This window comes from Vicinamibacterales bacterium, assembly GCA_041659285.1.
Lineage (GTDB): Bacteria > Acidobacteriota > Vicinamibacteria > Vicinamibacterales > UBA2999 > 12-FULL-67-14b.
Genome location: JBAZYO010000006.1, coordinates 165,284 through 179,049, shown reverse-complemented (window position 1 = coordinate 179,049; position 13,766 = coordinate 165,284). Strand labels below are relative to the sequence as shown.

Below are 13,766 nucleotides of genomic sequence, written 5' to 3'. Positions count from 1 at the left end.
TGTAGACTGGCACTCCCCCAGGAGGCTGTGAAATGAAGCTCATCGGTGTCGTCTTCGGAATTGTCCTGGCACTCCCCGCATACGCCGTTGCGCAGCACGAGCAGCACGCCGCTCAAGGCGAAATGCTCGGCACCGTGAATTTCGAAACCTCGTGCAGGCCGGACACCCGCGGCGACTTCAATCGCGCCGTCGCGCTCTTGCACTCGTTCGAGTTCCGGCCCGCCATGGAGACGTTTACCAAAGTCCTGGCCGCCGACCCCGGCTGCGCCGTGGCGCACTGGGGCATCGCGCTGTGCCATTGGGGTAACCCCTTTGCCGGCGTCAAAGCCGGTCCGCTGCTCGAGCGCGGGCGCGACGCGGCGCAAAAGGGCCTCGCCACCGGCTCGCCGACGCCGCGCGAGCGCGGTTATCTCGCGGCCGTGAACGAGCTCTACAAGGACGCGGCCACCGTGCCGCATCGTGACCGCACGATTGCCTACGCCAAGGCGATGGAAGTGCTGCAGCGCGAGAATCCGCAGGACGTCGAGGCTCGCATCTTCTACGCGCTGGCCGTGAACCAGACCGCGGCGCCTACCGACAAGGCATACAGGGCGCAGCTCGAGGCCGCGACCATCCTCGAGCCGCTGTGGGCGAAGTACCCGGATCATCCCGGCCTGCCTCACTACATCATTCACGCCTACGACCATCCGCCGCTGGCCGCCAAGGCGCTCGACGCCGCCCGCCGCTATGCCAAGGTCGCGCCGTCGGCGCCGCACGCGCTCCACATGCCGTCGCACACCTTCACGCGCGTCGGCTACTGGAAGGAGTCGGCCGAGACCAACATCGCGTCGGAGAAGACCTCACTGCAACAGAACGTGATGGCTGAAGCGCTGCACGCAATGGATTACCAGGCCTATGCCTACTTGCAGATGGCGCAGGATCAGAAGGCGCGCGCCGTCCTCGACCGCGTGCCCGGGGTGGTCGCCAGGCTCGACATCACCGCCATGGGCGGCGCCGCGCCGCCGGTCGCGGGCATCTACGCCCGCAACGCCATCGCGGCGCGCTACGCGCTCGAACGCGGCGCCTGGGCAGAGGCGGCCGCGCTCCAGGCACAGTCGACGCCGTTTCCTTACGCCGATGCGATCACCCATTTCGCGCGCGCCCTCGGCGCCGCGCGCAGCGGGCGCGCGGCCGATGCCGCGCCCGACATCGCCCAACTGGTCACGCTGCGCGACAAGCTCGTCGCGGGCAAGGATCCGTACTGGACGGAAATAGTCGATATCCAGCGTCAGGTCGCCACGGCTTGGATTCGATTCGCGGAGGGACAGAAGGACGAAGGCCTTCGCTTGATGAGCGCGGCGGCCGACGCCGAGGACGCGACCGATAAAGCCGCGATCAGCCCCGGACCGATTGCGCCGGCGCGGGAACTCTACGGCGAGATGCTGCTCGACGCCGGCAACGCGAAGGACGCCCTGGTCGCCTTCGAGGCGACGATGCAGAAAGAGCCGAGGCGCTTCCGCGGGGCGTATGGCGCCGCACGCGCGGCCGAGGCGCTGGGCGATCGCGCGGCGGCCACGCGCTTGTATCGCCAGGTGCTGGAGATCGCGAAGGAGGCGGACTCCGCGCGCGCCGACCTTCAGCGCGCGCGTTCGTTCGTCAAGTAGACCTACAGGTTCGCGAGCTTGAAGATGGCCTTGGCGAAGCCCGAGTAATCCTCTTCGCCCTCGCCGGCGGCGATCTGCGCGTTGACCAACTGCGTGACGACGGCGCTGGCCACTGCCGGCACGCCGTTGTCACTCAGCGTGTTCATGGCGATGCCGAGGTCCTTCTTGAAGAACTTCGCCTTGAACCCCGGCTTCCAGTTGCCGGTGATCATGCGCTCGCCGTGGACGTCGAGGACGCGGCTTTGCGCGAAGCCGCCCATCAGCGCGGCGCGCACCTTCATCGGATCGACGCCGGCCTTGCGCGACAGCGCGATGGCCTCGGCCACCACCGCCATCGTGCCGCCCAGCACGATCTGGTTGCACGCCTTGCAGATCTGCCCGGCGCCGGAGTCGCCGACGTGGACGATCTTCTCCGGCGAGCCCATGGCCGAGATCGCCGGCCGCATGGTCTCGAGGGCCGACGCCTCGCCGCCGACCATGAAGGCGAGCGTGCCGGCGATGGCGCCGATCTCGCCGCCGCTGACCGGCGCATCCAGGAACTGCCCGCCACGTTCCGCCGTCGCCGCCGCCAGGCGCTTCGCGGTGGCCGGCGCAATGGTCGATGAGTCAACGATCACCGTGCCGCGCTGCATGGCGCTGAAGATCCCGTTAGCGCCTTCGAGGACGAGGGCCACGTCGGGGCCGTCCGGCAGCATCGTCACGATTCGCGATGCCGCCTTCGCGACCTCGGCGGGGGAGTTGACCGCCGTGGCGCCCGCCGCCACCAGTTCGTCCACCGGACCGCGGCTGCGGCTGTGGACGACGACGGGGAAGCCCTTCTTCAGGAGGTTGAGGGCCATGGGCTTGCCCATGAGGCCCAGTCCGATGAAGCCAATGGTGTTTGCCATGGCGACAGGATAACGATCCAAAACTCCGAAGTCTCGCAATTTCTGCCACTTACGGGCGCTCGTGGCGCGAAACCTGCCCATCCTGCCGTATAATGTCGTCAAGGGGGCAGCGGCGGCGGATTAGTCCCCGTAGCCGTTGGCGGAGGCGGATGTTCGAGCGATATACCGAACGAGCCAGGCGGGTTCTATTCTTTGCCCGCTATGAAGCGAGCCAGCTCGGAAGCATCTCGATTGAAACCGAGCATCTGCTTCTGGGGTTGATCCGTGAGGGCAAGGGCCTCACGAGCCGGATCTTTGCCCGCTCGCACCTGTCCCTCGAAAACATCCGCAAAGACATCGAAGGCCGCACGGTCTTCCGCGAGAAGGTTTCGACGTCGGTCGAAATCCCGTTCAGCGCCGAAACCAAGCGCGTGCTCCAGTACGCCGCGGAAGAGGCCGATCGGCTCCTGCACAACTACATCGGCACCGAACACCTGCTGCTGGGCATCCTCCGCGAGGAGCGCTCGGTGGCGGCGACCATCCTCATGGAAAAGGGGATGCGCCTCCACCAGGTGCGCGAAGACATCGTCCAGTTGCTGAACGAGAAGACGTCGCTGACGCGCGTGAAGGAAACGCCGCTGCTGGCCGAGTTCAGCCGCGACCTGACCGAGGCGGCGATGAAGAACTCGCTCGATCCGCTGGTCGGCCGCGACTACGAATTGGAGCGCGTGCAGCAGGTGCTGTGCCGCCGCACCAAGAACAACGCCGTGCTGATCGGCGAGCCCGGCGTCGGCAAGACCGCGATTGTCGAGGGCCTGGCGCAGAAGATCGTCTACGGCGACGTCCCGCACTTCCTCGCCGACAAGCGCCTGCTGGCACTCGACATCTCGCTGATCGTGGCGGGCACCAAGTATCGCGGCCAGTTCGAAGAGCGCCTCAAGGCGATCATGAAGGAACTGACCGACAACCCGCACATCATCGTGTTCATCGACGAGCTGCACACGCTGGTCGGGGCCGGGTCGGCGGAAGGCTCGCTCGACGCCGCCAACATCCTGAAGCCGGCGCTCAGCCGCGGCGAGATCCGCTGCATTGGCGCCACCACGCCGGCCGAGTACCGCAAGTACATCGAGAAGGACCGCTCGCTCGAGCGCCGCTTCCAGGCGATCAAGGTCGATCCGCCGTCGGAAGGGGAGACGATCTCGATCCTGCTGGGGATCAAGGATCGCTACGAGCAGTTCCACCACGTCGAATACACGCGCGAGGCGCTGGAGGCCGCGGTCTACCAGTCGAGCCGCTACATCACCGACCGCTTCCTGCCCGACAAGGCCATCGACCTGGTGGACGAAGCGGGCGCGCGCGCCAAGCTGCGCGAGGCCGGCTACAGCGAGGAATTCGGCGAGATCAACAAGAGCATCCGCGTCGCCGTCGAGCAGATGGAAAGCGCGGTGTCGCAGAAGGACTTCGACAAGGCGCAGTTCTATCGCGAGCAGGAGCAGGTGGCGCGCGAGAACCTGCAGTTCGTGCGCGAGAAGTTCGACGTGCGGTCGAGCGCGCGCAAGGTCGTGGTGTCGCGCGCCGAAATCGACGAAGTGGTGTCGAAGTGGACCGGCGTGCCGCTGTCGTCGATCAACCAGGACGAAAGCGACAAGCTGATTCGCATGGAGGCCGACCTCCACAAGCGCGTGATCAGCCAGGAGCGCGCCATCTCGGCGGTGTCGCGCGCCATCCGCCGTTCGCGGGCCGGGCTCAAGAGCCCGAACCGCCCGGTCGGCAGCTTCATGTTCCTCGGGCCCACGGGCGTCGGCAAGACCGAGCTCGCCCGCGCGCTCGCCAGCTTCCTGTTCGGCAGCGAAAACGCCCTGATCCGCTTCGACATGTCGGAATACATGGAGAAGCATTCGGTGTCGAAGCTGATCGGCTCGCCTCCGGGCTACGTCGGCCACGAAGAGGGCGGCCAGCTCACCGAAAAGGTGAAGCGCAACCCGTACTCGGTGGTGCTGCTCGACGAGATCGAGAAGGCGCACCCGGACATCTTCAACATCCTGCTGCAGGTCTTCGAAGACGGCCACCTCACGGACGGCCTGGGAAACCGCGTCAACTTCAAGAACGCGATCCTGATCATGACCTCGAACATCGGCGCCCGCTTCATCCAGAAGAAGGCGTCGATGGGCTTCCAGTCGGACAACTCCGGCGATGCCGCCAAGGGCGTGCAGGAAATGGTGCTCGGCGAGGTGAAGCGCACCTTCAACCCCGAGTTCATCAACCGCGTGGACGAGCTGATCGTGTTCGAGGCGCTGACCGACGACGACCTGCGCAAGATCCTGTCGTTGCTGGTCGAGCTGCTGAACGTCAACCTGCTCGATCGGCGGATGAAGGTGATCATGTCGCCCGAGGTGGCCGACTGGATCATCGACATCACGTGTAAGGACCGTTCCTACGGCGCGCGCCCGTTGCGCCGGGCCATTCAGCGCTACATCGAAGACCCCCTGGCCGAGGAGCTCATCCGGGGCAACCTGCAGGGCGGCGAAATCGAGGTCTACCTGGAAGGGGGCCAATTGGCCTACCGTCCGGCAGGCCAGCCGGTCGTCGCAGGCCGCCGATTGAGTTCGAACGTCTAATTTTTTGCTGTCCCGCCTCCGGCGGGGTTGCGGTAGCATTAAGGGTTGATTAGCCAGCGTTCGGCAGGTGTGTACGCTTTGATTCCAAGAATTCTCGTCCTTTTGGCGGTTTGGGCCGTTTCCTCGACGTCCGCCTCAGCGCAGACGCCGGCTGCGGGGCAAGCTCCGGCCACGCCCCAGGCTCCGGCGGCCCAGCCGGCCAGGCGCCAGCCGCCTGCCGATTCGGGGCCGGTGGTGTCGCAGACCGAATTGCGGTTCCACCCGGTCAACGAGTCGATCATCGAGCCGCAGACCTACCTCTATTACATCCAGACGCCGTTCAGCCGCCCCTCCGATGGCGCCTGGACGCCGTACAACGAGGCGACCGAGAAGTCGCTGTTGGACGACTTCAAGCGGTTGTGGGCCACCGGCTTCCTCGACAACCTGTGGATTGAAACGCTCGACGAGCCCTTCGAGAACGGCGTGATGGGCAAGCGCGTGATTTACCACATGGAAGAGCGCCCGCGCGTGAAGATCGTGGACTACACCGGGTCCACCAAGGTCGAGCGCACGAAGATCGACGAGAAGATGAAGGAGCTGGGCATCTCGCTCCGGCTCGACTCCTTCCTCGATCAGGCCGTGGTCAAGCGCGTGCAGGGCCTGGTCAAGAGCTTCATGGCCGAGAAGGGCTACGAGTTCGCCGAGGTCACGCCGCTGGTCGAGCCGCTGCCGACCGGGCCGAAGCTCGTGAAGGTGACCTTCGACGTCAAGGAAGGCCCCAAGGTCAAGGTCCGCACCATCAACTTCAACGGCAACGTCGCCGTCAGCGACCGCACGCTGGGCCGCCAGATGAAGTCCACCAAGGCGCATAACTGGCTGTCGTGGATCGGCGGCAAGGGCACCTACCAGGAATCAAAGTTCGAGGAAGACGCCGAAAAGATCGTCGAGTACTACCGCAACAAGGGCTACATCTCGGCGCGCGTCGGCTCGCCCGAGATCAAGACCCTGGAAGACAGCGTTGACAAGGAGACCCGCTGGGTCGAGCTCAACGTGCCGGTGGACGAGGGCCCGCGCTTCAAGGTGGGCGTGTTCAAGTTCGAGGGCAACAAGGTCGTCAAGACCGAGTTCCTGGAGCCGCTGTTCAAGTTGAAGCCGGGCGACTGGTACAGCGACAAGCCGATCCGCAACGGCCTGATCAAGTCGCGCGAAGTCTACGGCGGCGGCGGCTACTTCGAGTTCACCGGGTTCCCCGACCTCGAGCCGGTGGCCGCGGCCGAAGGGCCGGTGGCCGGCCCGGCCGAGCCCACCGTCAACGTCACGATGCGCATGCAGGAGGGCGAGCAGTACTTCGTCAACCGCCTGACCTTCGTCGGCAACACCACGACCCGCGACAACGTGATTCGCCGCGAGGTGCGGCTGGTCGAGGGCGGCGTCTTCAACACTGAGTCGCTGAAGTACAGCGTCAAGCGGCTGAACCAGCTGGGCTACTTCAAGCCGCTGGAAGAAGGCCAGGGCATCGACGTCCAGAAGACGCCCGGCTCGAAGAACGAAGTGGACGTCACGCTGAAGCTGGAAGAGCAGAACCGCAATCAGCTGACGTTTGGCGCCGGCGTGTCGCAGTTCGAGGGCTTCTTCGGTCAGCTCTCGTTCCAGACCTCGAACTTCCTGGGCCGCGGCGAGGCGCTCACCGTGTCGCTGCAGATGGGCTCACGGTCGGAGAACTACCAGATCGCCTTCTCGGAGCCGTTCCTGTTCGACCGCAACATCACGGGCGGTGTTGACGTCTACAAGCGGACCCTGCGCTACATCGACCAGTTCACGCAGGAAGCGACCGGCGGCAACGTGACCATGGGCTTCCCGTTGGCCGGCTTCTCGCGCATGTTCATGGTCTACAGCTACGAGGCGGTCAAGGTCTCCGACCTGAACCCCGTCTATTATTCCGACGAGCTCGTCCGCCGCAATCCCTATCTGGCCGATTCGCTGCTGATCGGCGAGGGCGGCCGCCGCACGATCAGCAAGGTCACGCCCAGCTTCGTGCACAACACGGTGGACAACCCGATCTTCCCGAACAGCGGCACCCGCCTCACCGGCTCGATCGACCTCGCCGGCCTCGGCGGGAACACCAACTTCCTCAAGCCGCGATTCGAGTACGCGCGGTTCCAGCCGCTCAACCGGCGGACCTCGTTCGGGTTCCGGACGCAGTTGGAGTGGATCAAGCCGTACGGCAGCACGACGAGCATCCCGATCACCGAGGCGCTGTATCTTGGCGGCGAGTACACCATCCGCGGCTACGACATCCGCTCGATCGGTCCTCGCGACCCGCAGAATCAGTACTTGGTGCTGGGCGGCAACAAGAGCATGCTCTTCAACGTCGAGTACCTGATCAACATCGCCGGTCCGGTCCGCCTGGTGTTGTTCTACGACACCGGCCAGGTGCGGACCATCGGCCAGAAGTTCGCGATGAAGGAAGACATCACCGAAACGGTGGACCCGAGCGCGCCGACCCTCTACGACCCGTACACGACGACGACGCTGGTGAACCCCAATGCGCCGCCGACGTTCCAGCAGGTGGTCGGGCAGACCAGCGCGTTCAAGACTTCCACGGGCGCCGAAATCCGGTTCTTCATGCCGGTGCTGAACGTGCCGTTCCGCCTGATTTTCGCGTATAACCCACAGCGGTTCGGCGTGCTCGACAACAGCCTGCGCCCGGCCAAGAAGTTCACGTTCAAGTTCGCGGTGGGCTCGACGTTCTAGCCCGGATCGGTACCAAGGAATCTCATGCGTGCATTCAAGTTCGTCGTGTTGGTATTGCCCCTGATGTTCGCCGGGGCCTGTTCGGGCGACATCGCCGACATCCCGACCACGCCGGACCCGGTGACGGTGACGGAGACGTTTTCGGGCACCGTGAACATCAACGGCGCGGCCACCCACACGTTCTACACGAGCGCCACCGGCTCCGTGACGGCGACGCTGACCTCGCTCGGTGAGACCCCGCCGGACCTGATCGGCTTGAGCATGGGCACCCTGAGCGGATCCACGTGCACGATCGTGCTGGCCAACGACCGGGCCGTGGTGACCAGCGTGATTACGGGCACGGTCACGACGTTGTCGGGGAGCCTGTGCGTCCGGATTTACGACGTGGGGAGCCTCACCGCGTCGGTACCCTACGAAATCAAGGTCGAACACAAGTAGTGTAAAATCTCCGGCTTAGCGTTACGCCCTGAAAGGACCTTTGTAATGAGAGTTTTTGCTGTCGTTGTTGCGCTCAGCATGGTGCTGACCGCGTCTCCCTCGTTCGCCCAGGCCCCGGCGGCCCCGGCCAAGCCTGCGGCTCCGGCCCCGGCCCCGGCTCCGGCCGCGGCGGCCCCCCAGGCGCCCGCGCCGACGCCGGCCCAGCCGCCCGCGCCGCGCCCGTTCCCGCAGGGTGCCAAGGTCGCGTACGTCGTGCTGCAGCGGATCGCCAACGAATCGGCCGACGGCCGCGTCGCGACCACCCGCATCCAGGCGCTCCAGCAGAAGAAGGCGGCCGAGCTGACCAACAAGCAGCAGCAGCTGACCACCCTCCAGGCCAAGCTCGAAAAAGAAGGCTCGGTCATGAGTGCGTCGGCGGCGGCCGATCTGCAGAAGCAGATCGAGAAGATCAACGTCGAAGTGCAGCGCTTCACGCAGGACGCGCAGGCCGAAGTGCAGGAACTGCAGCAGGCGCTGCAGAACGAGTTCCAGCAGCGCCTCGAACCGGTCCTCCAGGTGGTGGCCCAGGAGATGGGCCTGCAGTTCATCTTCAACGGCCCTGACGCCGGCCTGGTGTGGGCGGATGCCGCTCTCGACATCTCGAGCGAAATCATCAAGAAGCTCGATTCGGCCAAGCCCGTCACGGCGAAGCCGGCTGCGCCCACCAAGCCGCCCGGCCGGTGATTGCCGGATTCCCCGCGGTTCTCGATCGCCTGAACCATCGCTTTCCCTCGCTCCTCGTCGACAGCATCGACGAGCATGAGCCGGGAAAGCGGATGGTGGCGGTCAAGAACGTCACCGTCAACGAAGACTTCTTCCAGGGCCACTTCCCGGGCAAGCCCCTGATGCCCGCGGTGCTCATGATCGAAGCGCTGACGCAGGTCGCCGCGGCGCTGCTGCTCGATCGCGGCGGCGCCTATGCGACGTCGCGGGTCCACCTGCGCGGCGTCGATGGCGCCAAGTTCCGCCGGCAGGTCGTGCCGGGGGACCGCCTCAAACTCACCGTCACGCTCGCCGAACCCACGGGCTCGCTGGTTCGCGCCGCGGCCGTGGCTGAAGTGGACGGGCAGACCGTCGCCGAGGCCGAGCTGCTCCTGATGCTCACGCCCGGCGCCCAGATCGATCCGTCGGCGCGCGTGCACGAGGGCGCCGAGGTCGGCGCCGGCACCACGGTCGATGCCTTTGCCACCATCGGTCCCAAGGTGCGCATCGGCCGCAACTGCAAGATCGGCGCCTCGGCCGTCATCGACGGCAACACCACCATCGGCGACGGCACCGAGATCTATCCGTTCGCCTCGATTGGCCTGCCGCCGCAGGACCTGAAGTACCGCGGCGAAGACACCCGCCTGGTGATCGGCCAGAACAACATCTTCCGCGAGTTCGTCACCATCCACCGCGGCACCGCCGGCGGCGGCGGCGTGACGACCATCGGCGACCGCAACCTGTTCATGAACTACGTGCACGTGGCGCACGACTGCCACGTCGGCAACGAGACCATCTTCGGGCCGCATGCGACGCTCGGCGGCCACGTCTCGGTGTCGGACTTCGTCAACGTCAGCGCCGGGTCGGCGGTGCACCAGTTCTGCCGGGTCGGGCCCTACGCGTTCATCGGCGGTTATTCGGTGATCACCAAGGACGCGCTGCCGTACGGGCGCACGGTGGGCAGCCGGCCGGCACGCGTGTTCGGCCTCAACCTGATCGGCCTGCGCCGCCGCGGCTTCACCGACGACTCCCTGAAGAAGCTGCGTGCCGCCTACCGCTACCTGACGCAGTCGAAGCTCAATACGTCCCAGGCCCTGGCCCGCATCGAGACGGATCCGGCCCTGGCCTGTCCCGAAGTCGAGAACCTCGTGCAGTTCATCCGCACGGCGTCGCGCGGCGTCATTTTGCGCCGCGCCGGCAAGAAGGCGGAAGAGTCCGGCGAAGACTGATGAAGATCGGCCTTATTGCGGGGAACGGGCGGTTCCCGTTCCTGGTGCTCGACGCCGCGCGCTCCCTCGGCTACGACGTCACCATCATTGCCCTCAAGGAAGAAGCGTCGACTGAGCTCGATGAGGCGGCCGCCCGCGAGCCCAAGGCCGTGGTGCACTGGATCTCCATCGGCCAGTTGGGCACCTTTCTCAAGATCCTCAAGGACGCCGGCCTGACACAGGCGGTAATGGCCGGCCAGGTCAAGCACATCAAGATTTTCGGCGGCTTCGTGCCCGACATGACGGCCATGTCGCTGCTGTCGCGGGTCAAGGCGATGAACACGGACGCGCTGATCGCCGCCGTGGCCGACCTGATGCGCGAGCACGGCGTTGAGCTGATCAACTCCACGGCGTTCCTGGAGCCGCTGCTGGCCGGCGCGGGCCAGTTGAGCAAGCGCGCGCCGACCGAGAACGAGCGCAAGGACCTCGAGTTCGGCTATCGCATGGCCGACGCGATTGCCGGCCTCGACATCGGCCAGACCATCGCGGTGAAGCACCAGGCGGTGGTGGCGGTGGAGGCCATGGAAGGCACCGACGAAACCATCGGCCGGGCCGGGCACCTCGCCGGCGACGGGGTCGCTATCATCAAGGTGGCCAAGCCGAACCAGGACATGCGCTTCGACGTGCCGATCGTCGGCCTCGCCACCATCCAGGCGATGCGCGTGGCCGGGGCCAAGGTGCTGTCGCTCGACGCCGGCCGCGCCTTGATCTTCGACCGGGACGCGTTCTTCGCGTCGGCGAATGAAGCCGGCATTGCTATCGTCGGCAGGAGCCTGTCGCGCCGAAGCGATAGCGGAGGCGGGCGATGAGGGCGGTCGTAATCGGCGTGGGACACCTCGGCAGGCACCACGCGCGCATCCTGGCGTCGATGCCGGGCGTGACGCTCGCCGGCGTGGTCGACACCAATCAGGAGCGCGCCGGCCAGATCGCGGCGGAGCGCGGGACCACCGCCTATGCCGACGTGCGGGAGGTGCCGGGCAAGATCGACGTCGCCGTGGTCGCGGTGCCGACCGAGCGCCATGCCGCCATCGCCATGCGGTTGATTGAGGCGGGCGTGCACACGCTGGTCGAGAAGCCGGTGACGCAGACCATTGCCGAAGCCGACGCGTTGATTGCCGCGGCCCGCAAGGCGGGCGTGGTGTTCGCGGTGGGCCACAGCGAACGCTTCAACCCGGCGGTGGTGGCGGCGCGCCCGCACATCAAGGACCCGCGCTTCATCGAGGTGCACCGGCTCGGCCAGTTCCCGGATCGCAGCCTCGACATCGACGTGGTGCTGGACCTGATGATCCACGACATCGACCTGATCCTGAGCCTGGTGCCCAGCGAGGTCGAAGGGGTGGAGGCGGTGGGCGTGCCGGTGCTGACGCCGCGCATCGACATCGCGAATGCGCGCCTGCGTTTCGCCAACGGCTGCATCGCCAACCTCACCGCCAGCCGGATCAGCCGCGAGCCGGTCCGCAAGATTCGCTTCTTCCAGCAGGACGCGTACGTGTCGATCGACACCGCGGCCCGCGAGGTGGAGATGTGGCGCCTGGTGCCGCAGCCCACCGGCCTGCCCAAGATCGGCGGCGGCAAGCTGGAAGTGCCCGGCGACGAGCCGCTCAAGGGTGAGCTGGAAGACTTTCTGGGCGCCGTGCGCGACGGCCGCGCGCCGGCGGTGACCGGCGAGCAGGGCCGCGCCGCGCTGGCGCTGGCGACGAGGATTGTGGAACTGATGGGACACCAGCCGTGAACATCAACTTGGCAATTGCCGACCGGGCCCGCGCCGGCGAGGCGTTGACGCCTGCAGAACTGGACGAACTGGCGTCGGCGGACGTGCTGTCGCTGGGCATGCTCGCCGACGAGGTCCGCCGCGCCCGCGTCGGCGACGTCGTGACGTTTGTCCGGGTGGAAGAAATATCGGGCCCGCCTTCGCGGCCGGAGGCCGCTACGGCGAGGTCTCGCCATAGCTCGCCGGAAATTTCGCGAGCGGAGGCGGATGCCTCAGGTGCGTCGGGTGCAACAGGTGCGGGGGAAGTTCGCATCTGCCAAATGCCGGCCACACTGTCCGAGACAATCGCGCTCGTCGAGCAGGTCAAGGCGGGCGCCGGGAGCTGCCTGGTGACCGGGTTCTCGCTCGCCGACATCGTCGATCGAAGCTGGGGCGACCTGGCAGAGGTGCTGACGCAGCTGAAGCGCGCCGGGCTCGACGCCATGGTCGAGGCGCCGCTCGACCGCCTGGCCGACGCCGGGGCCGTGCTGCAGGCGTGCCAGGACGCGGGGTTGAAGGTCGGCTGTCTGTCGCTCCAGAAGCCCGGCGGTGTGGAGCGCACCCCGATGTTGATCCAGGTGCGCGCGCTGGCCGCCAGGTTTCCCTGGCTGACCACGATTGCACCGCTCTCTCGCGAACAGTCGGTCACCGTCCCGACCACGGGCTACGACGATGTGCGCGCCGTGGCGATGGCGAGGCTGGCCCTCCCCGGCGTGCCGAACGTGCAAGTGGATTGGTCGCAGTACGGGCCGAAGCTGGCGCAGGTGGCGCTGACGTTTGGCGCCAACGACCTCGATCGCGTGTCGGTCGTGAACGACGAATCGTTGGGCCGCCGCCGCTCCTCCGTTGAAGACGTCATGCGCAACATCACGGCGGCGGGTTTTCAACCGCGCGAACGGAATACGGGCGCATGACCCGGCTCCGCCTGGGCGCGGTGTCGTACCTCAATACGAAGCCGCTCGTGTATGGCCTCGACGCCCATCCCGATCAGTTCGACGTTCGCTTCGACGTGCCGGCGAAGTGCGCGACGCTGCTGCACGAGGGCGCGGTGGACCTCGGCCTGATTCCCGCAATCGAATACCTGCGGGGCGCCGAGGACTACTGGATGGTGCCGGGCGTCTCGATTGCGTCCGAAGGCGACGTCGCCTCCGTCGCCGTGTTCTCGAAGAAGCCGATCGACCAGGTCGAGACCATGGCTCTCGACCTGAGTTCGCGGACCTCGGTGGCGCTGACCCGCATCCTGTGCGCCAAGCGGTGGGGCATTGCCCCGGCCTTCACGCCCGCCGAACCGGACGTGACCGCCATGCTGGCCCGCGCCGATGCCGCCCTGGTGATTGGCGACCCCGCGATGGCCATCGACGCCGACGCGCGCGGCCTGCTCAAGATCGACCTGGGCGGCGAGTGGGACGCCCTCACGGGCCTGCCGTTCGTGTACGCCATGTGGACCGGCCGCCAGGGCGCGGCATCGCCCGGGCAGTGCGCCGCGTTGCGGGCGGCCCGTGACCACGGCGTGGCCAACCTGTCGCGAATCGCGGACGAGGCCGGCCAGGGCGACGCCGGCCGCGCCGGGCGGGCGTTGCGGTATCTGCGTGATAATCTCAAGAATGGATTAGGCGAGCGCGAAGCCGCCGGGTTGCGGCGCTTCCACGAACTGGGCGTCGAACTGGGATTAGCCCCCGCCCTCAAGCCGCTCAACTTCTACCCATAGA

11 protein-coding genes are annotated in these 13,766 nt (G+C 66.6%); 10 read left to right on the top strand and 1 reads right to left on the bottom strand.

What is annotated here, in order from left to right; genetic code table 11:
* The first annotated feature begins 32 nt into the window (after nt 1-32).
* On the top strand, nt 33-1,643 hold the full coding sequence (locus WC815_11665) for a hypothetical protein (protein MFA5909427.1): 1,611 nt from the start codon (nt 33-35) through the stop codon (nt 1,641-1,643).
* A 2-nt stretch (nt 1,644-1,645) separates the two neighbouring features.
* Here WC815_11665 and WC815_11660 read toward each other — a convergent pair whose 3' ends face one another.
* Nucleotides 1,646-2,530 (bottom strand): NAD(P)-dependent oxidoreductase, encoded by an 885-nt coding sequence (locus WC815_11660; protein ID MFA5909426.1) that lies wholly within the window; start codon nt 2,528-2,530, stop codon nt 1,646-1,648.
* A gap of 92 nt (nt 2,531-2,622) precedes the next feature.
* On the opposite strand from WC815_11660, the gene WC815_11655 reads away from it, so the two are divergent.
* From WC815_11655 to WC815_11615, 9 genes are all read left to right on the top strand, one after another.
* The gene (locus WC815_11655) at nt 2,623-5,127 is read left to right on the top strand and encodes an ATP-dependent Clp protease ATP-binding subunit (protein ID MFA5909425.1); all 2,505 of its coding nucleotides are present in this window, start codon (nt 2,623-2,625) and stop codon (nt 5,125-5,127) included.
* Between the two features lie 234 nt (nt 5,128-5,361).
* A complete protein-coding gene (gene bamA, locus WC815_11650; protein ID MFA5909424.1) occupies nt 5,362-7,860 on the top strand; it encodes an outer membrane protein assembly factor BamA in 2,499 nt (832 codons plus the stop codon).
* Between the two features lie 24 nt (nt 7,861-7,884).
* Complete coding sequence (locus tag WC815_11645) at nt 7,885-8,298, top strand: hypothetical protein (GenBank protein MFA5909423.1); 414 nt, start codon at nt 7,885-7,887, stop codon at nt 8,296-8,298.
* Between the two features lie 45 nt (nt 8,299-8,343).
* Complete coding sequence (locus tag WC815_11640; GenBank protein MFA5909422.1) at nt 8,344-9,021, top strand: OmpH family outer membrane protein; 678 nt, start codon at nt 8,344-8,346, stop codon at nt 9,019-9,021.
* Nucleotides 9,018-10,268, top strand: coding sequence for an acyl-ACP--UDP-N-acetylglucosamine O-acyltransferase (lpxA, locus tag WC815_11635; GenBank protein ID MFA5909421.1), 1,251 nt, complete (start codon nt 9,018-9,020; stop codon nt 10,266-10,268). The genes WC815_11640 and lpxA overlap by 4 nt, the downstream gene beginning before the upstream one ends.
* Nucleotides 10,268-11,116, top strand: a complete 849-nt coding sequence (lpxI, locus tag WC815_11630) for a UDP-2,3-diacylglucosamine diphosphatase LpxI (GenBank protein ID MFA5909420.1) — start codon at nt 10,268-10,270, stop codon at nt 11,114-11,116. Before lpxA ends, lpxI begins: the two co-directional genes overlap by 1 nt.
* The gene (locus WC815_11625; protein ID MFA5909419.1) at nt 11,113-12,039 is read left to right on the top strand and encodes a Gfo/Idh/MocA family oxidoreductase; all 927 of its coding nucleotides are present in this window, start codon (nt 11,113-11,115) and stop codon (nt 12,037-12,039) included. The genes lpxI and WC815_11625 overlap by 4 nt, the downstream gene beginning before the upstream one ends.
* On the top strand, nt 12,036-12,971 hold the full coding sequence (locus tag WC815_11620) for a hypothetical protein (protein MFA5909418.1): 936 nt from the start codon (nt 12,036-12,038) through the stop codon (nt 12,969-12,971). Before WC815_11625 ends, WC815_11620 begins: the two co-directional genes overlap by 4 nt.
* Nucleotides 12,968-13,765, top strand: coding sequence for a menaquinone biosynthesis protein (locus WC815_11615; protein MFA5909417.1), 798 nt, complete (start codon nt 12,968-12,970; stop codon nt 13,763-13,765). Before WC815_11620 ends, WC815_11615 begins: the two co-directional genes overlap by 4 nt.
* Nucleotide 13,766: the final 1 nt, after the last annotated feature.